The sequence below is a fragment of the Veillonella parvula genome (assembly GCF_024461875.1).
In the GTDB taxonomy this organism is placed as follows: domain Bacteria; phylum Bacillota; class Negativicutes; order Veillonellales; family Veillonellaceae; genus Veillonella; species Veillonella parvula_I.
This window is the reverse complement of record NZ_JANGAL010000006.1, coordinates 17,482-42,751: the sequence shown is the minus strand read 5'-3', so window position 1 is coordinate 42,751 and position 25,270 is coordinate 17,482. Positions and strand designations below refer to the sequence as shown.

The following is a 25,270-nucleotide window of genomic DNA, read 5'->3' as shown; positions in this document are numbered from 1 at the left end:
AATGAACTATCCTATCTAGGGATTGCTTTCATAGGAGGGATTATGAAACGTACAAAAATTGTATGTACTGTAGGTCCAGGAACGGATAAATTTGGCATCTTAGAAGATATGATGCGAGCTGGCATGAATGTAGCTCGTTTTAACTTCTCCCACGGATCCCATGAAGAGCAAGCCGAACGCATGCAAATGGTGCGCGATGCGGCGATGATTGTGAATAAACCAATCGCATTAATGCTCGATACAAAAGGTCCAGAGGTACGTCTTGGTCTATTTAAAGAGGGCAAGGTATTCCTCGAAGCGGGTCAACAATTTACGTTGACTACAGATGATGTGGAAGGCACAAAAGAAATTAGTTCCGTGAATCACAAAGGTCTTACAGGCGATGTGTCCGTAGGGGATAAAATTCTCTTGGCTGATGGGCTTGTAACACTTACCATCGATGCTATCGAAGGCAATAATATCGTTACAACGGTTCAAAACAGCGGAGAAATCGGCAACCGCAAGCGCGTAGCCGTACCAGGTGTAGCGCTAAGCTTGCCACCCGTATCTGAACAGGATGAAGCGGACTTGCGCTTTGGCTGTCAACAAGGGGTAGACTTTGTGGCCGCATCCTTCATGCAACGGGGTAAAGACATTGTGGCTATTCGCCGCATTCTTGAGTCTGAGAAAAAAGATATCAAGATCATCGCGAAAATTGAAAATGCGGAAGGCGTTAAAAATATTGATGAAATCTTGGAAGTAGCTGACGGCCTCATGGTTGCGCGTGGCGATCTCGGTGTAGAAATCCCTGCTGAAGAAGTGCCAGTACTTCAAAAGATGATGATTGAAAAATGTAATAACTTGGGTAAACCCGTTATTACGGCGACACAAATGCTTGAGTCTATGATTCAAAATCCACGTCCAACACGTGCGGAAGCAAGTGACGTAGCTAACGCCATTTTGGATGGTACCGATGCGATTATGTTATCTGGTGAAACAGCCAATGGGGCCTATCCTGTAGAAGCTGTTGCGACCATGACTCGTATTGCAGAAGTAACGGAAAAGGCTGCTATTTACGATAGCTATAGTCGCGCTCGTGAGGATGAAGAAATGACTACTACAAGCGCCGTATGCTTGGCTAGCGTGCGCGTAGCTCAAAACCTCGGGGCCGCAGCTATTTTGACATGTACTGAATCTGGTCACACCGCACTTAGTGTGGCTCGTCATCGTCCAGATTGTAAAATCATCGCTGTCACACCTCATGAGGAAACTATTCGTCGCATGCAATTATGCTGGGGCGTAGAGGCTATCAAAGGTCATGAAATTATCAACTCCGATGAAATGGTAAAACAAGCCATTACCGGTGCGCTTGGTATTGGTGCCATCGAGTCTGGCGACCTCGTAGTTGTTACCGCTGGTGTGCCATCCGGTGCAACCGGTACTACAAACATGATTCGCGTTCACATTGCAGGTCGAGTACTCTTGTCTGGTAATGGTATTTTACGTAAATCCGTTACAGGTAATGTGTACATTGCGGCTAATCATAAAGGTAATTATGAAAGCTTCAAGAATGGCGATATCCTTGTGGTAGGCACAATGGAGCCTGAATTGATGGCTATTGCAAAACGAGCAGGTGGCATTATTGCCGTAGAAGATGGTTATACATCTGACAGCGCTATTGCGGGCATTACCTATGGTATTCCGGTTATTTTAGGCGCTAAAAATGCTCATGAAGTGCTCCTTGAAGGTCAAGAAGTGACTATCGATGGCGAACGTGGCAAGGTGTTTGCGGGCATTGCAAATGCTCGATAATCTCTATGAGTGATAATTAAATAAGGAGGGATAGTATGAATCCATATAATGTAACAGGACCTACTGCAGCTGAGGTTGCACAGGTTGAAAGTATCGTATCCCAACGATTAAAAGGATCTTTCTTGTGGATGGTTGTAGGCTTACTTACAACTATCGGTGTTGGCTTTGCTGCATTAGTGAATCCAAATTGGTTACGCTTTGCATACCAAAATTTTAATATTATCTTATTAGTAGAGCTAGGTGTGGTATTCCTTTTTAGTGCTCGTGCATATTCTGCTAATGTAATGACGTTACGAGGTATGTTCTTTCTCTATAGTGCTTTGAATGGTCTCACATTGACTTTGGTATCGTTGCGATACAATGTGTTTGATGTTGTTATTCCGGCGTTAATAGGTACGCTTGCTTTCTTTATTGGCTTTGCCGTGGTAGGGGCTACTACAAAACGCAATTTATCATCCCTTACACCATATGTGATGGCGGCATTATTCGGCATGATCATCGTATCCTTGGTGATGATGGGAGCCCGCTTCTTTAACTGGACTGTACTTAGTGGTTTTAGTGATACTGTTAGTTTAGTTCTAGGTTATGTAGGTGTTGTAGTGTTCTCTATTTTTACAGCTATCGATGTGAACCGCATTAAAAATAATGTGACACAAGTGGCGCTCATGGAGGATGAAACAATTTTAGACCGCATTGAAATCACAGGCGCTTTGAGCCTATACTTAGATTTCATTAACTTATTCTTATCCTTATTACGCATCTTTGGTAATAAGCGATAACAAAGGAGTTTGTATGGACGATAGAGAATGGCAAACCTTTGTTACTGTTGTGGATGAAGGCAATATTACAAGGGCTGCTGAAAAATTATTTTTATCGCAACCAGCGTTGAGCTATCGGTTGCGTCATATGGAAAAAGCCTTGGGCCATTCTCTGTTGTTGCGGACTGCTGAGGGGATTGCCCTCACGGCACAAGGCGAAATTTTCTATGATTACTGTAAGCGAATGATGCAAGAACAAGAGGCTTTGGAGCACGCTATGAACTCCGCTTCTGGCAAGATTCAAGGAACCTTGAAAATCGCATCATCTATTAACTTTGCAGATTATGAACTACCGGCTTTATTGAGATCTTTCCGGGAACAATATCCTGATGTTCATATTCAAGTGAAGACTGCTTTCAGCCATCAAGTGGTAAAGATGTTTAATACTGGTGACTGTATGGTCGCCTTTGCTCGTGGTGGCTATGACGTGTCTGGTAAGTCTGAACTGTTACTAGCAGAGCCATATTGTTTAGTATATAAAGAATTAGTGCCGCCTGAATCCTTGGTAAAGGTACCGTTCATTAAATACCAAACAGATGCATCGGTGGCAAATATTATCGAAACTTGGTGTGCAGAACATTTTGACGAGCCTCCAAGTGTGGCGATGGACGTAAATTCCATGAGTACGTGTCGTCACTTTGTTCGTGCTGGTCTTGGTTGGTCTATCTTGACCTATATGGGACTTGGATCCTGTAAGGATAAAGATATCTATGTGAGTCCATTGCGTAGCAAAGATGGTGAATATATCACTCGTGATACCAATATGGTGTACACAAAAGATTCGGAAAATTTAATCGTTGTTAAAACCTTTATTGAATATGTCCGTAACTATTACAAGGAACATACCGTTGTAGATAATAGTATATTTAGAGAATATAAAGCATAGGACGTTACTTAACCATGCTGTTTCAGTATTGGACTTTTTCGATATAATAGATAATAATAAAAGTGTCTCGAAAGAGAAAGGCAGTACCATGTAAGTGCATGTATACACCCCTTTGGGGACGTATACATGCATTTTTTTCATTTGGAACTGTAAAACTATGCTCAAAATGCATAAAAAGTATGATTAGTAGATATAAAAGTTTTTATAACCCCTATAAAGGTAATCTATTATTCATATTTCTTTTAAACATATATAATGAGTGTAGACAAAAAATCCTAGAGTTCAATAGATGATAGTCGCGTATTAAGAATTTCTGGGGTAGTGTTAGGATGATATATATGCCTATGTTTTTAAGAAAGGAATAAACATGGAAAGATTCTTAAAACTAGCACTTATTGTGCTAATCCCTGTTATCCTCTGGTTTACAACTCCACCAGAAGGACTCACTGATACGGCGTGGCGCCTCTTAGGCTTCTACATTGCAGGTATCGTAGGTTTGATTTTAAAACCATACCCAATTCAAATTATTTTATTAGCTGTATTATCTGCATCTGCATTATTCTTAGACAATGCAAAAGATATCTTGGTAGGTTACGGCTCCACAGCATTGTGGATGATTATTGCTGCGTTCTCCTTGAGCGTTGCATTTGGTAAAACTGGTCTTGGTCACCGCGTTGCTTACCATTTGATTAATGCATTCGGTTCTACTGTATTACGTCTTGGTTATGTAACAGCACTTCTTGATTTAGTATTATCTCCAGCAACACCTTCTAATACAGCACGTGCAGCTGGTATCGTATATCCAATCAATTTATCCATTGCTGAATCTATCGGTTCTTATCCTGGTGATACTGCTAAACGCGGTGGTTCCTTTATCTTGATGAATGGTTATTTCGTAACAAAAATTACATCATTCATGTTCTTAACAGCTATGGCTCCTAACGTGTTGGCTTTGGACTTTGTTACTAAAATTACTGGTCTAAACATGACTTGGGCTGAATGGGCTTTGGCTTTAGCTCTTCCTGGTCTTGTAATGTTGATCTTCGTACCACTTGTAGGTTACTGGATTGACCGTCCTGAAGCAGTAAAAATTGACAATAAAAAATTAGCTGCTGACGGTCTTGCAAAATTAGGACCTATGAAAATGTCTGAAAAAATCTTGGCTGTTGTATTTATTCTTGCTCTTATCGGTTGGGCATTGCCTTCCATCGGTTTCGACTTGAGTCCAACAGCAGTAGCTTTAGTAGCTATGACTATTGTATTCTTTGCTGGTATCATTACTTGGGATGATATGGTTCAAACTAAAGCTGTTTGGAACACATTCATCTGGTTTGGTGCTATCCTTGGTTTATCCACTGCTTTAACAAAAGCTAAATTCTTTGCGTGGCTTGCAGCATATATGCAAGCAAACTTGGCACTTGATGTATCTCCACTCGTAGTTGTATTAATTCTTTCTGCTATTAGCGTTGTAATTCGTTACTTATTCGCTTCCAGTACTGCATATATTGCATCTATGCTTCCAGTATTCTTGACTGTAGGTATGGCGTCAGGCGTAGACCCAGTTATGTTTGGACTTGTATTGCTTGCAACAAATGCGTTTGGTGGTCTCGTAACTCACTACGGTGCATCTCCTGGTCCAATCATTTACTCTGCAGGTTATAATAACTTGAAAGATTGGTGGACTGCTGGTGCTATTTTAGCAGTATTGAGCTGGGTTCTACTCTTCGTAGTAGGTATCCCTTGGTGGACTTTCATCGGTATGATTGGCTAATCATACAATCTTATAATTATTATTGTTTTAACAGCACGGACCAGACATTTGCGACACGTCTGGTCTTTGCCATTTGATATATTTATTAGTGAAAGGATGCAACATGGCACAATTAGTAAAAGCTGCACAAGCTGGCTTCGACGAAAAAAATGATGCATTAGTAACGGTTGAACCGATTGCTAGTGGTATTGAAATTGAATTAACATCCAAAGTTATCCGCCAATACGGCGACCAAATTAAATCCGTTATCTTGAACACAGTGAAAGAAGCTGGTTATGATGGCGTAAAAGTAATCGTACAAGATAAAAATGCTTGGGATTACACAATTAAAGCTCGCGTATTAGGTGCATTGGAAAGGGGGAGCAAAGCATAATGGCTAACGATAAAACATTCCCAGAAGTTAAAACAAACCCATTAACAGAGGCTGCTAAAAAACGCTTGTCTCGTTCCATGATGTTCGTACCGGGTAATACACCTAAAATGATTAACAGTGCAGATATTCACGGTGCTGACTCCATCATGATCGATATCGAAGATTCCGTGCCAATTACAGAAAAAGACACAGCTCGTCTTTTAACTGCAGAAGCATTGAAATCCCGTAAATTCCGTGCAGAAACAGTTGTTCGTATCAACCATCCTACACAAACTCCTTATGGCTATGACGATCTTGATGTCATCGTTCCAGCTAAGCCTGATATGATTCGTTTACCTAAAACTGAAGATGTTTCTGAAGTTGAAATCGTAGCGAAGAAGATTGAAGAAGTGGAAAAAGCTAACGGTTGGCCGGAAGGTACAATCAACATTATCGTGGCTATTGAATCCGTTCGTGGCTTGTACAATGTTCGCGAAATCTGTCACGGTCCTCGCGTAGTTGCTATCGCTCTTGGCGCTGAAGACTACCGTGCTGACCTTCGTACAGGTAAACATAAACCAGCTGTTGAATTATTGTTCGCTCGTCAAACAATCCTTCATGCGGCGCGTGAAGCAGGTATCCGCGTAATCGATACTGTATTCTCCGACGTAAAAGACCCACAAGGCTTCCGCGAAGAAGTTGAATTCATTAAAGCTTTGGGTTATGATGGCAAATCTTGTATCCATCCAAGCCAAATCAAAATTATCCACGAAGTATTCACTCCTGACGAAAAAGAAATCGCTCATTCCGTTAAGGTATTGAACAGCTATGCAGATGCATTGCGCAACAATAAAGGCGTAATCTCCGTAGATGGTAAAATGATTGATGGTCCTATCGTAGTTCGTGCACAACGCGTAGTTGATAAAGCACGTGCTGCAGGCATTAAAGTTGAATTAGAGGAAGGAGCAGAATACGATGTTAAATAAAGTAGGTCGCGATATCCCAACAAATATCCCAGCACTAGAAGGTCGCGAAATATATCAAGGTGAATTCGTAATCGAACCTAAAGCTCATCGCGCAGGTAAACCTGTACACATGAGCCGTGTTGGTACAAATAAAGTACTTGCTTCCATCGATGAAGCAATCGAAAAAGCTGGCGTGAAAGATGGCATGACTTTGTCCTTCCATCATCACTTGCGCAATGGCGATTATGTAATGAAAATGGTCATGGAACGTGTACAAGCGAAAGGTATTAAAGACATCACTGTGGCATCTTCTTCCTTGTCCCCATGTCACGAATTCTTGGTAGAAATGATTCAAGACGGTACTGTAACAGCTATCGAAACATCTGGCTTGCGCGATCGTCTTGGTAAATTCTTAACACAAAACCCAGGCGTATTGAAACGCCCTGTAATCATTCGCTCTCACGGTGGCCGTGCTCGTGCTATCGAATCTGGCGAAGTTCATATCGACGTTGCTTTCATGGGCGCTCCTACAGCTGACCCACGTGGTAATGCAACTGGTCGTACAGGCAAATCCGCTTGTGGTGCGCTTGGTTATGCTAAAGTTGACTCCCACTATGCAGATACAACTGTTATCATCACTGATAACTTAGTTGACTATGTACACAACTATGCAATTCCTCAAACTGACGTAGATTATGTTGTTGAGGTTGAAAGCATTGGTGATCCAGAAGGTATCGCTTCTGGTGCGGTAGGCTTCACTAAAAACCCTATTCAAATTAAAATTGCTGAATTAGCTGGTGAATTCCTTGATCAAGCGGGTATCATTAAAGATGGTTTCGTATTCCAATTGGGCGCTGGTGGTGCTCCATTGACTGTAGCGAAATTCATTGCTGAAAAACTTCGCAAACGCGGTGAAGTAGGTGGCTTCGCTATCGGTGGTGCTACTGGTATCTTGACTGGCATGCTTGAAGAAGGTTTGATTCGTGCCATTTACGATACTCAAACATTCGATACTACTGCAGCTGCATCCTTGGATAAAAACCCTGCACATATCGAAATGTCTGCTTCCATGTATGCTAACCCATGGACTGACTGCACTACAAACTACCTAGACGTAGTATTCCTTGGTGCTACTGAAATCGACCTTGATTTCAACGTAAACGTAATGACTGACTCCAACGGTGTATTGATGGGCGCTTCCGGCGGTCACTCCGATACAGCAGCAGGTGCTAAATGCACAGTTATTACCTGCCCATTGATTCGCGGCCGCTTGCCAATGATTCGTGACAAAGTAGCAACTGTAATTACACCGGGCTCCTCCGTTGACGTACTCGTTACTGAATACGGTATTGCAATCAACCCAGCTCGTACTGATTTGATTGAACGCTTCAAAGATAGCAACTTGCCTATCTACACAATTGAAGAATTACAACAATTAGCATTCGACTTAGTTGGTAAACCACAAGATATTCCTGTATCTGACAAAGATGAAGACATCATCGCAATCGTAGAATACCGCGATGGCTCTATCATCGACGTGGTTCGCAAACCTCTATAATTAAAATTAAAACACTCTCTATGGTCTTCGGACTGTAGAGAGTGTTTTTACGTTGTATCAAATAATCGAAAATACTTGTAGTTATGTATATAAATGATTGTTATACTCATAAACATTTGATATACTATAAGAGAGAGGGCTTTGTTTTACATTAATTTTTAACTTTAGGAGAGAATATGAGCCAAGTATTTAAACAAGATTTAACAGATGATTCTGTTCGCCCTGGCGGTTTGTTTTTTGTTGAGTTATTAATGCCGAAGCAGTGTGATATGCCTGACCGCGATACAATGGTAGAGGTATTCACAAAGCATTTAGGCCCTGTTGATTGCTTTAGTTATGGCGCTGAATCTGCTGGTTTTGCACCTCAGAATTATAAGGTTCATTATGAAGATAATGATGCCGATGTTCCACCAACATTGATGGTGACGAATTGTGAGAAAATCGACAAACCTGTACTAGATGATTTTGAGCGCAGTCAGGTGTGGGATTGTCCAAATGTAGATGAGTTGCTAGATGAGTGCCAATATAGAGTATTTGCTACAGATATGTTAGCTTCGGGTTTAGAGCCTAAAGAACGGGCTGATATGTTAGTAAAATATGTAGATGCACTGCTAGAGTTATATCCATCTTGTAAGGCCGTTGTCTTTGGTCCATCTCGTAAGTTCTTAAGTCGAGAAACCATTGAAAATCATCCAGATAAAGCTGTAACTCGTTTTATTTATTATGCCGTAAATGTGCGATATTTTAGCATTCAAGGCACAGATGACATGATGGTTGATACGCTTGGTATGAGCACCTTATTCTACCCTGATTTGCAGTATCATTTTCACGGTATGAATCCCGATGAGATTGTAAATCATGCGTATAGTGTGTTGTACTATATCTTTGAGCACGATAATCCTATTGATGACGGGCAAACGATTGCAGGCTTAGAAAATGGAGATATGAATCCAGATATTAAATGGGCGGTTCAGTATGAGGATTCCTTGATTCAACCTCTTCGAACTGTTATAGATATTAATATGGGCGAATATGCATCTGGAACTCGCTAGTTGTAAATCGATGAAAGGTGTGAGCATTATGAATGATCAACGTATTTTTGACATGGAACTTGTGAAAGTCGAAAGTTTGGAGAAAGCTGTTAGGACTCCATTTTATCAAACTGATTCCACAGGTGGTTCAGTATGGGTTATTAAACCTGGGCAAACCCTACCAAAGCATTACCATCATAACTCTGATGATATATGGGTTATATTGCAAGGTAAGGGGGTATTTTATCCAACGCCTGATACAGAGGTGCCTTTTACAAAGGGACAAGTTATAGTATCTAAAAAGGGTGAATGTCATGGCGCAAAAAATACTGGGACAGAAGATGTTATCTTTGTAAGTATCGTTGCTCCTGTGCCTGCTGATTATGATCCTGTTAGTACAAATTAATATGAAAGCACTTTATAGTATTTTCTTATCTTGTGATAGAGATATATTTATACTATAAAGTGCTTTTTGTTTTATACAGTCATTCCTAGCAAATATCCTTTTTCTATTTTTAAAGGCCATTATTTTGGTGTTACTATTCCTATTTGTTATTTCTATATTCTATATAATTCCATTGACAGAGGACTTTTGTTTTCTTAAGATAGTAAGGTATGTAATATCTTAAGTAGTAGAAAGGAATTATATGAACTCATCTACACCAGAGCCTCAAAGTGGGGCCATCGATTTCAAAGACTTTACAAAGCGGCGTATGCTACACGTAGTCTTACCTTTATTTATTGTTTCTATTATTGCCTTCTTAGATCGCGTTAATATTGCCTATGCAGGCTTGACCATGAAAGAGAACTTACCATGGTTAACACCAGAGGTATTCGGTATGGGGGCCGGTATTTTCTTTATAGGCTATGTTTTATTTGAAGTGCCAGCATCCTTAATAGCTGCTCGCTGTAATGCTATGCATTGGGTGGCTCGTATCATGTTTAGTTGGGGTCTCGTATGTATTCTTATGACGACGATGACTACAGAGTTGGAGTTTTATATTTATCGATTCTTACTCGGTCTATGTGAAGCCTCTTTATATCCTGTAATTTATTCGTTACTGATACCGAATTGGTTCTTGCCAAAGGAACGTGCGAAAGCGATCTCCTTGATGTTAACATCTTTATTGTTCTCTAACATCATCGGTGGTCCATTGGCAGGTATCTTACTTGATACAACATTCTTTGGCCTTCATGGGTGGCGCACACTCTTCATCGTTGAAGCTATTCCAGCTGTTATCTTTGCTTTCATTTTTGCGTTCTGGATGAAAGAACGTCCAGATCATGCATCTTGGGTAACTGATACAGAAAAAGCCTATATCAAGGCTGAACTTGAAAAAGAAGAACAACAAAAGCAAGCCATAAAGAAATATACTACTTGGCAAGCGTTAAAAGACCCAAAAGTATTGCGTTTAGCGTTAATCTATTTCTTGTGGGTTATTGGTTTCTGGGGCTTTAGTTTCTGGATGCCTCAAGTTCTTAAAAGCTTATCTGGATGGCCACCAAGTGTGGTAGCGTGGTCTATTGCTATTCCAATGACAGCAGCCTTACTTGTACAAATATACTGTGGTTACTCTTCTGAAAAGCGCAATGAAAAACGTTGGCACGTTGCTACTACATTGTTCATTGGTACTATTGGTTTCTTAGCAACACCACACAGTCCATCTCCAGAAGTTAGCTTATTCTTTATATGCTTAACTGCAGTAGGTGTTTACGGTGGTATGGGTGTATGGTGGACCATGCCAACAACCTTCTTATCTGGCGCTGCTGCAGCGGGGGCGATGGGACTCATTAACTCTTCAGGTAACATGGGGGGCTGGGTAGGTCCTTATATGCTTGGATTCATCAATGGTCACACAGGTAGTTTTGCTTATGGCTACTATGTAATGGGGGCTTGTATGTTCCTTGCTGGTCTATTAATTTTGACACTTCCAAAATCTATGGAGCATAAAGAGGATTAAGTAGAGCTATATTATAGATAACTATATTATAGACAACTTAATAGGAAAATATTTAACGAATGCTTCAATGGTGTGATTTTGGGTACTATTCAATTTTATGTTACAATTTACAAAATAGTATTATTTAAACTTGAGGAGACAGAATATTGAAAGAGTGTAGACCTAAGTTTGATGAAATTACATCGTTTGATGAATTTAAAAAATATTATTGGTATCGTGATGAACTTTCACAAATATGTAAATCATTAGGATTAGAATATAGGGGAATAAAACAAGAACTCAATCATATTATTGAGCAGTACTTTAAAGGCAATTTAATTAAAAAATCATCAATAAAAAATAGAAAAAAACAAGTGGAAAATATTACTTTAGATACACCATTACTTGAATGTAATTTTTCTTTTAATACGAAGTTTAGAGAATATTTTTCTGATTTAATAGGTGTTTCACGATTTAAATTTAATGCTGATATGGCTACTGCCTGGAGAAAAGTAAAAAGTGAAAAAAATACAAGCTTTACAATTGGAGATTTGCTGAAAGTATATTATGGTGAATCAGATTATGCAAAGTATGACAATTCGGTTTGTCAATGGAATCAATTTTTTAAGGATTTTTGTGCAGACGAATGTAGTGGCAATTATTCGAATAAATTAAAAGTAGCATCTATTATTTGGAAAGAAGTTAGAGATTCAAAAAATGAAAAAATCTATTCAAAGGATCTTTTAAGTGAATATGAATATAAATTAGAAGCGTATCGCAAGTAGAAGCAACTTGTCATTGCAGAGACGTATGGGAAAACTAGCAATTAAATCTATAATAGAATAATGATAAAAGCACCTTATATCCTATGAGAAGAGTCATTTGTGATGACTTTTGTAGGTATATAAGGTGCTTATATTTATTCCTGATTTCTTTATTGATTTTATTTTGTTACATCCGGTACTTTCCCAGGATTCATATCGAGGTTTAGATCTGTGGATTTGAATGGGCGTGGGTTTGCCTCTGGTGGTTGTACTTTGAGTTCTGGATGTAACCATTGTAATTGTTTTAGTTCCCAGTCGTACTTGGCACCGTCATTTTGTAGCTGACGAATATCTTTTAGGACTTCATCTAGTTGGTCGCTATGCTTATTAGCCATCCCTTCAAGAATGTAAAGACGACCTGCTACACTGTCAATGGTAGATCCATCGTGGTCTTCATCGACACGCCATTGTAATTCAGAGATTTGTATTTGCTGGAATATGATAACGATAACCAGCACAATGATAACGCCCCACATGGGAGCTTCTTTAGCTTTCAAAAGGGCCCGCAATTTTGATGCGAGCCCAGATGGTTTGTTCATTATTGACGATCCTCGAGTTGTAATCCAGGTAATGGTAATTTGGAGTTTACGAAGTCTAACCACAAGCGAGAAGCGTGGGAGAGGTAATGTCCCTTTTTCCAAATTACATAAAGGGTATGAATAATTTCAGGTACGAGAGGTCTAACGACAACCTTGGAACCAACCTCCGTATTTTCACCTACCTCAGGGCAGAGGCGAGATGGTAATAATGCAATAGCAAGGTTTGCACTAACCGTTTGTAACATGAGATCACGTTGGCTCGTTTCAAACACGATGTGCGGTTGGAAGCCGGTGTGTTTACAAGCTTTGATGATTTCATCATGTAAGTTGAAATCGTCTTTATGCAATACAAAGGATTCATCAGCTAGCATTTCTAGACGAATTTCTTTTTCTTTTGCCAAAGGGCTAGATTTTGGAATGATAACGGACAGTGGGTCACTCGTAAGGTAGAAAGATTCAAATTCTTTAGGGTTTGGTTTAGTACAGATGATGCCAATATCAATTAAACCTTCCTGAACGCTGATCTCAACCTTTTTAGAACCTTGTTCGTAGAGTTCCAATTCGATTTGTGGATATACTTTTTTAAATTCACCTAATAACTGGGCAAAAATGGGAGCATCAGTAATTGGTGGAATACCAATTCTGATGGAACCTTGCTCCAAACGAAACTCGTTTTCAAAATCAGTTTTTAGATGTTCAAACATAAACACAACGCGTTTAGCGTGGGTTAAGAAGATGGTACCCCCATCAGTAAGTTCTACAGATTTAGCATTACGCATGAAGAGAACAACACCAAGTTCGTCTTCTAAAGCTTTAATTGTACGGCTGATTGCAGATTGGGAGATGTGTAAATTCCTTGCAGCCTTACTAAAGCTTTTTTGATCAGCTACTTCAACGAAGTATTTCAAATGATGAAAATCCATAATTAACCCCCTAAAAATAAAACTTGGTTATAGGACGTGACCTAACTAAATGAGAATAGTTATTACTGTAATGCAATTAGCTATTACTTTATGTAAAGCATGGATAGCAATATTGGCAAAGCGACAGTCACTGTATGTGTTGCGTTGATAGGGCCCAGCACGTTATAATTAGCATATAGGGCTATATCAAGTTATGATATTAGGAATTATGGTTGTGCCCATCACAAAAAAGTATGCTCACACATAATGCCATATTATATATAACATATATATTATTGCATTATTTTTTCATGTGCGCAAGTTTGTAATGGTTGTTATTCCTAAACATAATGATAGATTAAGCAAGTGTTCTATTTTTGCTAAATGCTTAAGGAGGCAATAATCACATGAGTCGTAAATTTAAAACTATGGACGGCAACCAAGCGGCTGCTCACGTTTCTTATGGTTTTACAGAAGTTGCTGCGATTTATCCAATCACTCCATCTTCTCCAATGCCAGAACACATTGATGAATGGGCTGCATCTGGTCGAAAAAACATCTTCGGCAACACTGTTCAAGTTGTAGAAATGCAATCTGAAGCAGGTGCTGCTGCTGCAACCCATGGTTCTTTACAAGCTGGTGCATTAACAACAACTTTCACATCTTCCCAAGGTTTGTTATTGATGCTTCCTAACTTATATAAAGTAGCAGGTGAATTACTTCCAGGTGTATTCCAAGTAGCTGCTCGTGCATTGGCTGCACATGCTTTGGCTATCTTTGGTGACCACCAAGACGTAATGGCTGCTCGTGCAGCTGGCTGTGCTATGTTAGCTGAATCCTCTGTACAAGAAGTAATGGACTTGTCCGCTGTAGCTCATTTGACAGCTATTAAAACTCGCGTGCCTTTCATCAACTTCTTTGATGGTTTCCGTACATCCCACGAAATTCAAAAAATTCAAATCTGGGACTATGAAGATTTAAAACCATTAGTTGACATGGATGCTGTTAAAGCTTTCCGTAAAAATGCTTTAAATCCAGATGCTCCTGTAACTCGTGGTACTGCAGAAAACCCTGACGTTTACTTCCAACATCGTGAAGCATCCAATAAATTCTACTTGAACGTTCCTGACGTTGTAGAACACTACATGAACGAAGTTAACAAATTGGCAGGTACTAACTACCAATTGTTCAACTACCATGGTGCTCCTGATGCTACTGACGTTGTTGTAACTATGGGTTCTTCCGCTCAAGTTGTAGAATCCACTGTGGATTACCTCAACAAATTGGGTCGCAAAGTTGGTTTTATCAACGTTCATTTGTTCCGCCCATTCGCAACAGATCGTTTGTTGAAAGCTCTTCCTAAAACTGTAGAACGCATTGCAGTTCTTGACCGTACTAAAGAACCAGGTGCTTTGGCTGAACCATTGTTCTTAGACGTACAAGCAGCTGTAGTTGACGGTGGCCGTAATGTAAAAGTTATCGCTGGTCGTTATGGTTTGAGCTCCAAAGACGTTATCCCTGCAGACATCGTTGCTGTATTCGATAATTTAGCTGCTGAAAATGGTAAGAAATTCTTCACATTGGGTATCAATGATGATGTTACATTCTTGTCCTTAGATCGTGCTGAAGGCGTAGAAGTTGAAACTCCTGGTTTGACTGAATGTAAATTCTGGGGCTTTGGTTCTGACGGTACAGTTGGTGCGAATAAATCCGCTATCAAAATCATTGGTGACCACACTGATATGTATGCTCAAGCATACTTTGACTACGACTCCAAAAAATCTGGTGGCGTAACAATGTCTCACCTTCGTTTTGGTAAAAACCCAATCAACTTGCCTTACTTGATTACTGAACCTCAATTCGTAGCATGTCACCGTCAATCTTATGTACATGAATACGACTTGATTCGCGGCATCAAAAAAGGCGGTACATTCTTATTGAACTGTACTTGGTCTCCTGAAGAATTGGATGAACATTTACCTGCTAAATTACGTCGTCAAATCGCAGAAAAAGAATTGAACTTCTACATCATCAATGCTGCGAAAATCGCTTCCGAAATCGGTTTGGGCGGTCGTATCAACATGGTAACGCAAGCTGCGTTCTTCAAATTGACTGAAATCATCCCTGTAGATGATGCTGTTAAATACCTTAAAGAATCTGTAGTAACTTCTTACGGTAAAAAAGGTCAAAATATCGTTGACATGAACAATGCTGCTATCGATCAAGGCGTTGGCGCTTTGGTAAAAGTAGATGTTCCTGCTAGCTGGAAAGACGCAGTAGATGATGGCAATCATGCAGTTAAACCTGGTTGCGAATCTTGCCCATCCTTCGTTCAAAATATTGCACAACCAATCAATGCACAAGCTGGTTATGATCTTCCTGTATCCAAATTCTCTGGCTATGAAGATGGTACATTACCTGCTGGTACTGCTAAATTCGAAAAACGCGGTCCTGCATTGTTCGTTCCAAAATGGTTGCCTGAAAACTGTATTCAATGTAACCAATGTTCCTTCGTATGTCCACATGCTACAATTCGTCCAATTTTGGCAACTGAAGCAGAAGTGGCTGCAGCTCCAGACCATTTCGATACAATCCCTGCATTGGGTGCTAAAGATCTTAAATTCCGTATCGCTGTATCCCCATTAGATTGCTTGGGTTGCGGTAACTGTGTTGATATCTGTCCAGCTCCTAAAGGCAAAGCTATCGTGATGACATCCATCGATACTGAAATCGAACAAGCTGAAGCTTGGAACTATGGTGTTAACCTTCCTGTAAAAGAAAATCCTATGAAGAAGGAAACTGTTAAAGGTTCCCAATTTGAACAACCATTGTTCGAATTCTCCGGTGCTTGCGCAGGTTGTGGTGAAACTCCTTATGCTAAATTGTTAACTCAATTGTTCGGTGACCGTATGATGATTGCCAATGCAACTGGTTGTTCCTCCATCTGGGGTGCTTCCATGCCTGCATCTCCATACACAACTAACCAACAAGGTCATGGTCCTTCTTGGGCAAACTCCTTGTTCGAAGATAATGCTGAGTATGGTTATGGTATGTACATCGGCGTTAAGAAAATCCGCCAACAATTAGTAGAATTGGCTGCTAAAGCAGTTGAAACTGCTACTGGCGAATTGAAAGACGCTTTAGAACAATGGATTGAATTTGCTAACCTTGGTGCAGCTACTCGTCAACGTTCCGAACGTTTAGTAGCAGCTATCGAAGCTGAAGGCGCTACAACTCCTGAATTGAAAGAAATTCTTGAGAAAAAACAATTCTTGATCAAACGTTCTCACTGGATCTTCGGTGGTGACGGCTGGGCATACGACATCGGCTTCGGCGGTGTTGACCATGTATTAGCTTCTGGCGAAGACGTAAACATCTTCGTATTCGATACTGAAGTATACTCCAACACTGGTGGTCAAGCATCTAAATCCACTAACGTAGCAGCAGTTGCTCAATTCGCAGCTTCTGGTAAACGTACTAAGAAGAAAGACCTTGGCATGATGGCTATGTCTTATGGTTATGTATACGTAGCACAAGTAGCTATGGGTGCAGACAAAAATCAATTGATGAAAGCTGTTACAGAAGCTGAAGCATATCCAGGTCCATCCTTGATCATCGCTTACAGCCCATGTATCAACCATGGTATCAAAGCTGGTATGGGTAAAGCTCAAGAAGAACAACGTAAAGCAGTTGCAGCTGGTTACTGGGATCTTTACAGATACAACCCTCAACTTAAAGAAGAAGGTAAAAATCCATTCTCCTTGGATTCCAAAGAACCAACTGAAAGCTTCCAAGACTTCCTTAAAGGTGAAGTACGTTACGCTTCCTTGGCTAAAGCAGCTCCAGACGTTGCAGAAGAATTATTCGCTAAAACTGAAAAAGACGCTAAAGAACGTCGCTTAAGCTATGTTCGCTTGCAAAAAGGTTTTGAAGACGTAAAATAATTCGTTATTTAACGACTGAGAACTATATGAGGCACCCTTTCAAGGGTGCCTCTTTTGTATGTAATACTATATAGCTAAATGTGTTAATATCATATTATTTAGGTAATAACTGCTTTAAACGTAGGTAATATACTAGTAATTTGGTATAATGATAAATAACAATGTATATTTCATAAAGTTAAACATAGAGGTACATATGGCTAAGGATAATTCACAAATAGCAATGGAAGACATGCAACAAACGATATATAAAGAGTTAGGCTATAAATCCTATCCATTTCCTTTTACAACGCCGGCCTATTTAGAAGCATATGGTGCTCTTATAGGGCTAAATACTCCACCTGCGAAGACAGCTCGTGTTCTTGAACTAGGTGCTACTTATGGCGGTAATATTATTTCTCAAGCTGTATTTAACCCAGAGGCGACCTTTGTAGGCATTGAACTTTCACAAGACCAAGTAGAGAAGGGCAATCAAATTATTTGTGATGCAAAATTAGAGAATGTATCCTTGGTGCAAGGAGATATTTTGAATTTTGACGAATCTATGGGGACTTTCGATTATATTATTGCACATGGATTCTACTCTTGGATCAATGATGAAATGAAGGATAAGCTGCTCAATATTATTTCTAATCATTTGGTGGATAATGGTATTGCCTATGTGTCTTACAATACGTATCCAGGTTGGCATACCATGGAAGAAGTACGTCAGCTCATGCTGTTTGCTAATCGTGGCCAAGATAAGTTGACCCATAAGGAAAAGGTGTTGCGCGGTAAGACCGTAGGCAGTCTTGTGGGTGCTCAGATTCTTAACTATGATAATCTTAAAGAACGAAATAGTAAATTCCTTGGTGCATTGCGCTCTGTAATGCAAAAGGATGACTATTATGTAGGTCATGACCATCTAGAGCCGCATAATGATCCGTGCTATTTTTATCAATTTAATGACCAATTGAAAGCGCATAATCTTGCTTATGTATGTGATGCAGACCTTACACTATCTATGGTTCGTACCTATGATGAAAGTATTGCAGCTAAAATTGAGCAATTGGCACCTAATAGCCAAGCGGATCAAGAACAATATTTAGATTTTATATTAGATACAACATTTCGCAAGTCTATTATTTGTAAAGCTAGCGTTGCAAAAGATATCAATTTTGCTGTTGCAAATCCAGCTGAAGTGAATACAATTCCTGTACGTACTATTGTAAATAGCTTTGTTTTCCAAATTCTCTTTGACGAGGAAGCACTGGAAATGTTTGAAAACGAGCTCGTAAGAGATACGTTCCAAGCAATAATTAAAGATGGGGGCACTTTCAATATGATTGAAGCCCTCGCTATTTTGAAAGCGGCTCATGAGGCGGCTCATGCATCTGATGATGAATTAGAACCTGCTGTATGTAATTTATATCGAGCTGTAGTAGAACATATGGTACGCGGTGGTATTCGCTTCTATAAAACATTCCCTGTAAAAGAAGAGTATATGGAGGGCATATCTTATATACCTGCCCGTTTTACAAACTTTGTAAAAGCTATTGTGAATGGTGGTAGTGAATATATGTATGGAGCAGATATGTTTAATGATGCTATTGGTGATATTTCTGAAGAGGATTTATTATTTATGGAGTTGTTGAACAAACCAAAAGCGAAATCCACGGTAATTAAAAAGATTAAAGATGCTCTCTTTAGTGCAGATCAGTCTCAACCTACAAAGCATCAAAATGCCATGGCTGAAGCTTTTTATAATGAATTAACAACGCGTATGGAACAATTGGGCTTTATTAGAAGTAAGAAAACAGGTAGTATTTCCTAATTGATAGAGCTCGTTATTTGATTGTATTGCTATGAAGTTGTATTATATTCATTTTGATTTCATAGTTAAAATAAAAACCCGTTACACTTATAATATTTATATGTATTAAGTGTTAACGGGTTTTATTTAATATAATTAAATTTACTTTTATTTTATATTTATTACTTTTAGTTATTTTATATTGCTGAAAAAGTATAGTAAATCGATAATTTTAATGAGGAAAAAATGAACCGTTCATGAAAGTATGGTATAATGTGTTTGGGTATTTTGTAAATATCATCCGATGTGTTGTGGATGATTCTATAAATTGTATTAGTTGATAAAGTTGTATTAATTGTAAAAGGAGTCTTTTATGGCATCTAAGAAGGCAGTTCTAGTATACATACTAGAAATCCTGAAAGACGAAACAGATGCTAATCATACGTTATCTCAAGAGGAGATTCGCAGTATATTAGCCGAACGGTACGAGGTATCCGTCGATCGGAAAACCTTAGGCCGTCATTTAAATGATTTATATGAATCTGGAGATTTTAGTATTCAATGTGAAGAGTCTGCTGTGGGAGCAGATGGCACAATTCGACGTACTGATTTCTATATGATTCATACCTTTGAAGATTCTGAATTGCGATTATTGATTGATGGTATATTGGCATCTCGCCATATTACTGCATCTCAACGTAAAGATTTAATCGGGCGTGTTGCAAAATTGGGTAGTTCCTATTTTAAGCCTCATGGTATTGATATTGAAAGTAATACGGGGTACCTTCATAGAAGCCAAGATTTATTTCTTAATATTGATCTCATAGAAGAAGCAATACAAAAGGGTAGAAAAATTTCATTGGCCTATTGCCAACCAGATGTGGATAAGCGATTACATATTAATCTTGGGCCAGATCATAAGGAACGGAAGTATGTATTTAATCCATTCCAACTAGTAATGAATCGAGGACATTATTACTTGGTAGGAAATCACGAAAATTATGATGACATGTCTACATTACGCGTTGATCGAATTGCACATATTACGGTGCTAAATGAACGTAGAAAACCTTTACGGGAGATAAAGGGATACCAACAACAACGCACCTTTAACGTGTCACAATACGTAAAGGAACATATTTATATGTTCGGTGGTGAATCTATTACTGTTACGTTTAAAGCTAGACGTTCCATCGTAAATCAAATTTTAGATTGGTTCGATGGCAATGTAGAGTTTACAAATATAACAGCTGATAATGTTGTATGCCGCGTACGTGTTAATCATGACGCCTTTAAATATTGGGCGCTCCAATATATGCAAAGTGTAAAAGTGCTTACTCCAGCTTCTTTAGTGACAGAGGTAAAAGCCGCAATTGAGGAAGGTTTACACCAATACTCATAAATAAAAAGCTAGTTGATCGATGAATCAACTAGCTTTTTTATGTTATATTATAGAACGTGCATTTTTTCTGCTTCTCTATAGTCTTTTAGAACAGGACGTGGAGGCAATTTGCCCATGAGGCTCACAATATAGATTGCGATAGAAGAGAAAATGAAGCCTGGCACAATTTCGTATAGGCCAAAGAATCCAAATTGTTTCCAAATGAGTACTGTCAAACCACCTACAACAATACCAGCGATACAGCCGTGACGTGTCATGCGCTTCCAGAACAAGGAGAACAAGATAGCTGGACCGAAGGCTGCGCCGAAGCCTGCCCAAGCATAGGCTACCATCGTCAAGATATAGCTGTCAGGGTCCATTGCCATATAGATGGCAACCAATGCCACTAGAAGTACTACGATACGGCTTACTAATACAAGCTCTTTATCGCTTGCTTTTGGATGGATAATATTGGCATAGAAGTCATTAGAAATAGCAGAGGCTGTTACTAATAATTGAGCAGATGCGGTACTCATAATAGCGGCCAATACAGCAGACCAGATAAGGCCTGCTACAAATGGAGTAAAGAGCCGTTCAGTCATGATGAGAAATATTGTTTCCGCATCAGTGCCTACTAACTTATCTGGCAGCATGTAAACATGACCGATGAGACCTACTGCAATAGCTGCCATAAGGGATAAGATAACCCATACCATGGCGATGTTCGTAGATTTTTTAAGTTCTTTTGCATCAGAGATAGCCATGAAGCGCACTAGGATGTGTGGTTGACCGAAGTAGCCAAGACCCCAACCAAGAGAAGAAATTAGGCCGATAGCCCAAGTAAACCAATCAGACGGATTACCAAACAAGCTAAGTCCTTGTGGGAACTCATGTTGGATGAGCTGGAATGTTTCTATAGGGCCCCCCATGTACATGGCTGCTGTAATTGGTACGGCCAAGATGGCAAAGAACATTAATGCACCTTGAATACAGTCTGTCCAAGATACGGCGAGGAATCCGCCAAGGAAGGTATAGAATACGACGATACCAGCTGTGATAAAGAGGGATACGGTGTAATCAAGACTGAAGATGGTATTGAACAATTTGCCCCCTGCCACGAAGCCTGATGATGTATAAATCAAGAAGAAAATCAAGATAAATAAGGCGGAAATGACAGCTACCGAATGAGACTGATCGTGGAAACGATTCTTTAAATAATCCGGTAAGGTCAAACTGTCACTGGCTACCTCGGTATGGTTGCGCAGGCGTCTAGAAACGAATTTCCAGTTCGCCCATGTGCCTAATGTGAGGCCTACGGCAATCCACACACCAGAAATCCCCGTAGTATACGCTAGGCCCGGCACACCCATGAGCATCCAACCACTCATATCTGATGCTTCCGCACTAAGTGCTGTAATCCATGGTCCTAATTGTCGGCCACCGAGGATGTAATCACCAATGCTGTTCGATTTACGATAATAGTAGACCCCGATATACATCATGAGTCCTAGATATAAGGCAAAGGCGATAATAATCATTAAGTTGTCTTGTGTCATGCCTATATAAGACCTCCTTAGGTTCTAGTTATATTCTATAGTATAGTAAATAATTTTTATTGTACCACATATTAGTACTTTAGAGGGTAAAAAATTGGTGATATCAATAAGATTCCTATATTAATTTAGGCTATATATTTTAGAGATACGCATTAGCTGATTACTTATGAAATCATATATTAATAAGCCCCATACCGAATGAAATATGATAAAATAAAAGAATGAAAAAACGATATTTCGTATTGAGTGTACGAAATATTTGTCAGTAGTAATCGAAATTAATACTTATATTTCTGGAACGTGAAAGGAGGACCCTATGGAACAACAGGTAGGCGGAAAACAAGATGTATCTAGACAACATCAAGTTGTGACGAAACAACAAGCATTGCGCATGTTGGAGACCTACTTTGGGTATACCTCCTTTAGACCAGCTCAAGAGGCTCCTATTGCATCCTTGTTGCGGAATGAAGATGTAATTGGAATCATGCCGACAGGGGCTGGGAAGTCTATCTGTTTCCAGATACCTGCGCTCTGTAAGGCGGGCTTGACTATTGTGTTTTCTCCTCTCATTTCTCTTATGAAAGATCAAGTGGATGGTCTCTTGGTGCAGAATATACCAGCAGCGCTCATCAATAGTACACTTACACAATCTGAGTTTAATAAGACCATGTACGAAGTACGTAGTGGTAAGATTAAACTCTTATATATTGCACCAGAGCGGTTGAGTTCTAATTTTTTTTGTAATGTACTGCGAGCGTTACCGATTGCTCAAGTCATTGTGGACGAGGCTCATTGTATCTCTGAGTGGGGTCATGATTTTAGACCGTCTTATCGCCTTATCGGTGAGTGGCTCAATTCATTGCCAAAGAGACCTATCGTGGGGGCTTTCACAGCGACGGCGACGAAATATGTAGAAAACGATATAAAAAAATTATTAGGCCTAGATAAGGCTAATGTATACGTGACGGGTTTTGATCGGCCTAATTTATCCTTCTCTGTTATCCGCACACCAAAGCGGATGGATTACGTTGTTCATTATGTGCGTCAGCACGCCAATGAAAATGGTATTATCTATTGTGCAACGCGCAAGGATGTAGATCGTGTGTATGAAAATTTAACCCGTGCGGGCATCAAAGCGGGACATTACCACGGAGGACTCAACGATGAGGTGCGCCGCGAAATGCAGAATGCCTACGCAGACGATAAATTGCAGGTTATGGTGGCGACGAATGCCTTTGGTATGGGTATTGATAAAAGCAATGTACGCTATGTACTACATTATCAAATGCCGCGTAATATGGAGTCCTATTATCAGGAGGCAGGACGAGCTGGCCGTGATGGGGCACCTGCTGAATGTATCTTGCTTTATAGTGGGCAGGATGTGCAGGTTCATAAGTATTTAATTGAACAGTCTATCGAAACGCCTGAGCGACAAAATGTGGAATTACGCAAATTGCAGTTCATGATTGATTACTGTTTCTGTAGTAATTGCTTGCGTAAATATATGCTTAATTACTTTGGTGAAAGTACTGTTTGGACAACCTGTGATAATTGTAGCTCTTGTAAAGGCTCTGCTGATAAGGTCAATGTTACGAAAGAAGCAAAGGCTATTTTCCGTGCCATCATGGGCACCGATGAGCGATATGGGGCATCAATGATAACCTCTATCGTCCGCGGAGAGCGAACGGATCGGATTATGCGTGCTGGTCATGATGCATTGCCAGTCTTTGGCTTACTGAGTAATGTAGATGAAAAATCTATTAAAGGACTTATCCAACAGTTTGTAGCATCTGGCTACTTGCGCAGTTCGACGGGAAAATATCCTGTATTATCCTTAACGGCTGGTGCAGAGGAAGTGCTAGCAGGTCATAAAGAGGTAGAGGAAATTAGACAACAAGTGTTTGTGCCTTCTCGCAACAGTAAGTCTGCTGCCTCAGTGGTGCGAGGAAAATCCAGCTCTACATCGGGCGGCTTATTTGAACATTTACGGCAACATCGCAAACGCTTGGCAGAAAAAGCGGGTCTTAGGCCGTATCTTATCTTCCCTGATACAGTACTCATAGATTTGGCAAATTTACGACCTACTACATTAGGTGAGTTTGACAATGTTAAAGGCGTAGGGGAAGCAAAATTAAAAAAATATGGACTTACCTTTTTACAGGCCATTGCAGAATATAAGGGATAATAAATTTTGCTGTATATATGGTAGTACTGTATATTTTTTAGTATGATAGTACTATATATTTTAGTGAGATAGTACTATATATTTTAGTGAGATAGTACTATATATTTTAGTAAGATTATCAAGATATACGTTAGTATTTTTTGCTTATTATAAATAGATCTAGGGGGATAAATGAGCTTAGCAGATACACAATACCTCGGTATTATTGAAAATATTTTAGATCATGGCATTTATGGTCAAAATCGCACAGGCATTGCAACGTACAAATTGCCTCAACAAATCATGCAATTTGACTTGCAAGAGGAATTTCCAATTTTAACCACTAAATTTGTAGCTTTCAAAACAGCTGTAAAAGAATTATTGTGGATTTGGCAAATGCAGTCCAATGACGTGCGCAAATTGCAAGAAATGAATGTGCACGTATGGGATGAATGGATGCGTGAAGATGGTACTATTGGTAAAGCATACGGCTATCAAATTGCGAAGTACAAACAACTAGATAAGCTCATCAAAACGATTAAAGAAGATCCTGATAGCCGCCGAATGATTGTAACCCTTTGGAATATTGAAGATTTAGAGGATATGGCGTTGCAACCATGTGCGTATGAAACCTTATGGGATGTAGGGGATGGTTACTTGAACTGCATGCTCATCCAACGCAGTGGCGACATGGGGCTTGGCGTCCCATTTAACACGGCTCAATATGCGGCATTACAATGTATGATCGGTCAAGTAACCGGCCTAAAACCCGGTAAATTTACACATGTTATCAACAATGCCCACATCTATGAAAATCACGTAGATGCATTGCGTGAGCAATTAGCACGTCGCGATCAAGCATTGCCTGCTCCAAAAATTATCGTGAATCCTGAGGTAAAAGACTTCTATGACTTCACACCAGAGGACATTACCTTAGATGGATATGAACATTTAGGTAAATTATCCATGACTGTTGCTGTATAGCATTGTATTTATGACAATTGTTAAATAGCATAATATGTATGGCTATTGCTATATAGTATTGTGTTCATAGAC

Annotated in this window: 19 protein-coding genes; 16 read left to right on the top strand and 3 right to left on the bottom strand. The window is 39.6% G+C overall.

Annotation, left to right across the window (positions count from 1 at the left end; genetic code table 11):
- Positions 1-42 precede the first annotated feature (42 nt).
- From pyk to NE668_RS08475, 11 genes are all read left to right on the top strand, one after another.
- A complete protein-coding gene (gene pyk, locus NE668_RS08525; RefSeq protein ID WP_227037409.1) occupies positions 43-1,791 on the top strand; it encodes a pyruvate kinase in 1,749 nt (582 codons plus the stop codon).
- A gap of 35 nt (positions 1,792-1,826) precedes the next feature.
- Positions 1,827-2,570, top strand: a complete 744-nt coding sequence (locus NE668_RS08520; protein ID WP_004695271.1) for a Bax inhibitor-1/YccA family protein — start codon at positions 1,827-1,829, stop codon at positions 2,568-2,570.
- Between the two features lie 13 nt (positions 2,571-2,583).
- Positions 2,584-3,495 carry a LysR family transcriptional regulator gene (locus NE668_RS08515; RefSeq protein ID WP_119563344.1) on the top strand — a complete coding sequence of 304 codons (912 nt, stop codon included), beginning with the start codon at positions 2,584-2,586 and terminating at the stop codon, positions 3,493-3,495.
- A 367-nt stretch (positions 3,496-3,862) separates the two neighbouring features.
- A complete protein-coding gene (locus tag NE668_RS08510) occupies positions 3,863-5,266 on the top strand; it encodes a DASS family sodium-coupled anion symporter (protein ID WP_004695275.1) in 1,404 nt (467 codons plus the stop codon).
- A gap of 103 nt (positions 5,267-5,369) precedes the next feature.
- Positions 5,370-5,639 (top strand): citrate lyase acyl carrier protein, encoded by a 270-nt coding sequence (gene citD, locus NE668_RS08505; RefSeq protein WP_004696923.1) that lies wholly within the window; start codon positions 5,370-5,372, stop codon positions 5,637-5,639.
- Positions 5,639-6,604, top strand: coding sequence for an HpcH/HpaI aldolase/citrate lyase family protein (locus tag NE668_RS08500; RefSeq protein WP_004695279.1), 966 nt, complete (start codon positions 5,639-5,641; stop codon positions 6,602-6,604). Before citD ends, NE668_RS08500 begins: the two co-directional genes overlap by 1 nt.
- Positions 6,594-8,141, top strand: coding sequence for a citrate lyase subunit alpha (gene citF / locus NE668_RS08495; RefSeq protein ID WP_227037410.1), 1,548 nt, complete (start codon positions 6,594-6,596; stop codon positions 8,139-8,141). Before NE668_RS08500 ends, citF begins: the two co-directional genes overlap by 11 nt.
- Before the next feature lie 176 nt (positions 8,142-8,317).
- Entirely contained in the window at positions 8,318-9,193 is an 876-nt protein-coding gene (locus NE668_RS08490; RefSeq protein WP_155086597.1) for a DUF4261 domain-containing protein, read from the top strand.
- 28 nt (positions 9,194-9,221) lie between these two features.
- Positions 9,222-9,578: a cupin domain-containing protein gene (locus tag NE668_RS08485; protein ID WP_004696816.1), complete on the top strand. Its 357-nt coding sequence runs from the start codon at positions 9,222-9,224 to the stop codon at positions 9,576-9,578.
- Positions 9,579-9,819: 241 nt separating this feature from the next.
- Entirely contained in the window at positions 9,820-11,133 is a 1,314-nt protein-coding gene (locus NE668_RS08480) for an MFS transporter (protein ID WP_004696907.1), read from the top strand.
- A gap of 146 nt (positions 11,134-11,279) precedes the next feature.
- Entirely contained in the window at positions 11,280-11,897 is a 618-nt protein-coding gene (locus NE668_RS08475) for an SAP domain-containing protein (RefSeq protein ID WP_227037411.1), read from the top strand.
- 158 nt (positions 11,898-12,055) lie between these two features.
- On the opposite strand, the gene NE668_RS08470 is transcribed toward NE668_RS08475, so the two are convergent.
- Together NE668_RS08470 and NE668_RS08465 are read right to left on the bottom strand one after the other, a co-directional pair.
- A complete protein-coding gene (locus tag NE668_RS08470) occupies positions 12,056-12,475 on the bottom strand; it encodes a hypothetical protein (RefSeq protein WP_227037412.1) in 420 nt (139 codons plus the stop codon).
- Positions 12,475-13,398 (bottom strand): LysR family transcriptional regulator, encoded by a 924-nt coding sequence (locus NE668_RS08465; RefSeq protein ID WP_008602616.1) that lies wholly within the window; start codon positions 13,396-13,398, stop codon positions 12,475-12,477. The genes NE668_RS08470 and NE668_RS08465 overlap by 1 nt, the downstream gene beginning before the upstream one ends.
- 386 nt (positions 13,399-13,784) lie before the next feature.
- On the opposite strand from NE668_RS08465, the gene nifJ reads away from it, so the two are divergent.
- From nifJ to NE668_RS08450, 3 genes are all read left to right on the top strand, one after another.
- Complete coding sequence (nifJ, locus tag NE668_RS08460) at positions 13,785-17,321, top strand: pyruvate:ferredoxin (flavodoxin) oxidoreductase (protein ID WP_227037413.1); 3,537 nt, start codon at positions 13,785-13,787, stop codon at positions 17,319-17,321.
- Between the two features lie 196 nt (positions 17,322-17,517).
- The gene (locus NE668_RS08455; RefSeq protein ID WP_227037415.1) at positions 17,518-19,134 is read left to right on the top strand and encodes a methyltransferase regulatory domain-containing protein; all 1,617 of its coding nucleotides are present in this window, start codon (positions 17,518-17,520) and stop codon (positions 19,132-19,134) included.
- A gap of 352 nt (positions 19,135-19,486) precedes the next feature.
- Positions 19,487-20,515 (top strand): helix-turn-helix transcriptional regulator, encoded by a 1,029-nt coding sequence (locus NE668_RS08450; protein WP_012864707.1) that lies wholly within the window; start codon positions 19,487-19,489, stop codon positions 20,513-20,515.
- Positions 20,516-20,562: 47 nt separating this feature from the next.
- Here the strand turns inward: NE668_RS08450 and putP are convergent, their stop codons facing one another.
- Positions 20,563-22,050 (bottom strand): sodium/proline symporter PutP, encoded by a 1,488-nt coding sequence (gene putP, locus NE668_RS08445; RefSeq protein WP_227037417.1) that lies wholly within the window; start codon positions 22,048-22,050, stop codon positions 20,563-20,565.
- Positions 22,051-22,366: 316 nt separating this feature from the next.
- Between putP and recQ the strand changes: the two genes are divergently transcribed.
- Both recQ and NE668_RS08435 read left to right on the top strand, forming a co-directional pair.
- Positions 22,367-24,235 (top strand): DNA helicase RecQ, encoded by a 1,869-nt coding sequence (recQ, locus tag NE668_RS08440; protein WP_227037418.1) that lies wholly within the window; start codon positions 22,367-22,369, stop codon positions 24,233-24,235.
- Positions 24,236-24,406: 171 nt separating this feature from the next.
- Positions 24,407-25,198 carry a thymidylate synthase gene (locus NE668_RS08435; RefSeq protein ID WP_004695305.1) on the top strand — a complete coding sequence of 264 codons (792 nt, stop codon included), beginning with the start codon at positions 24,407-24,409 and terminating at the stop codon, positions 25,196-25,198.
- Positions 25,199-25,270: the final 72 nt, after the last annotated feature.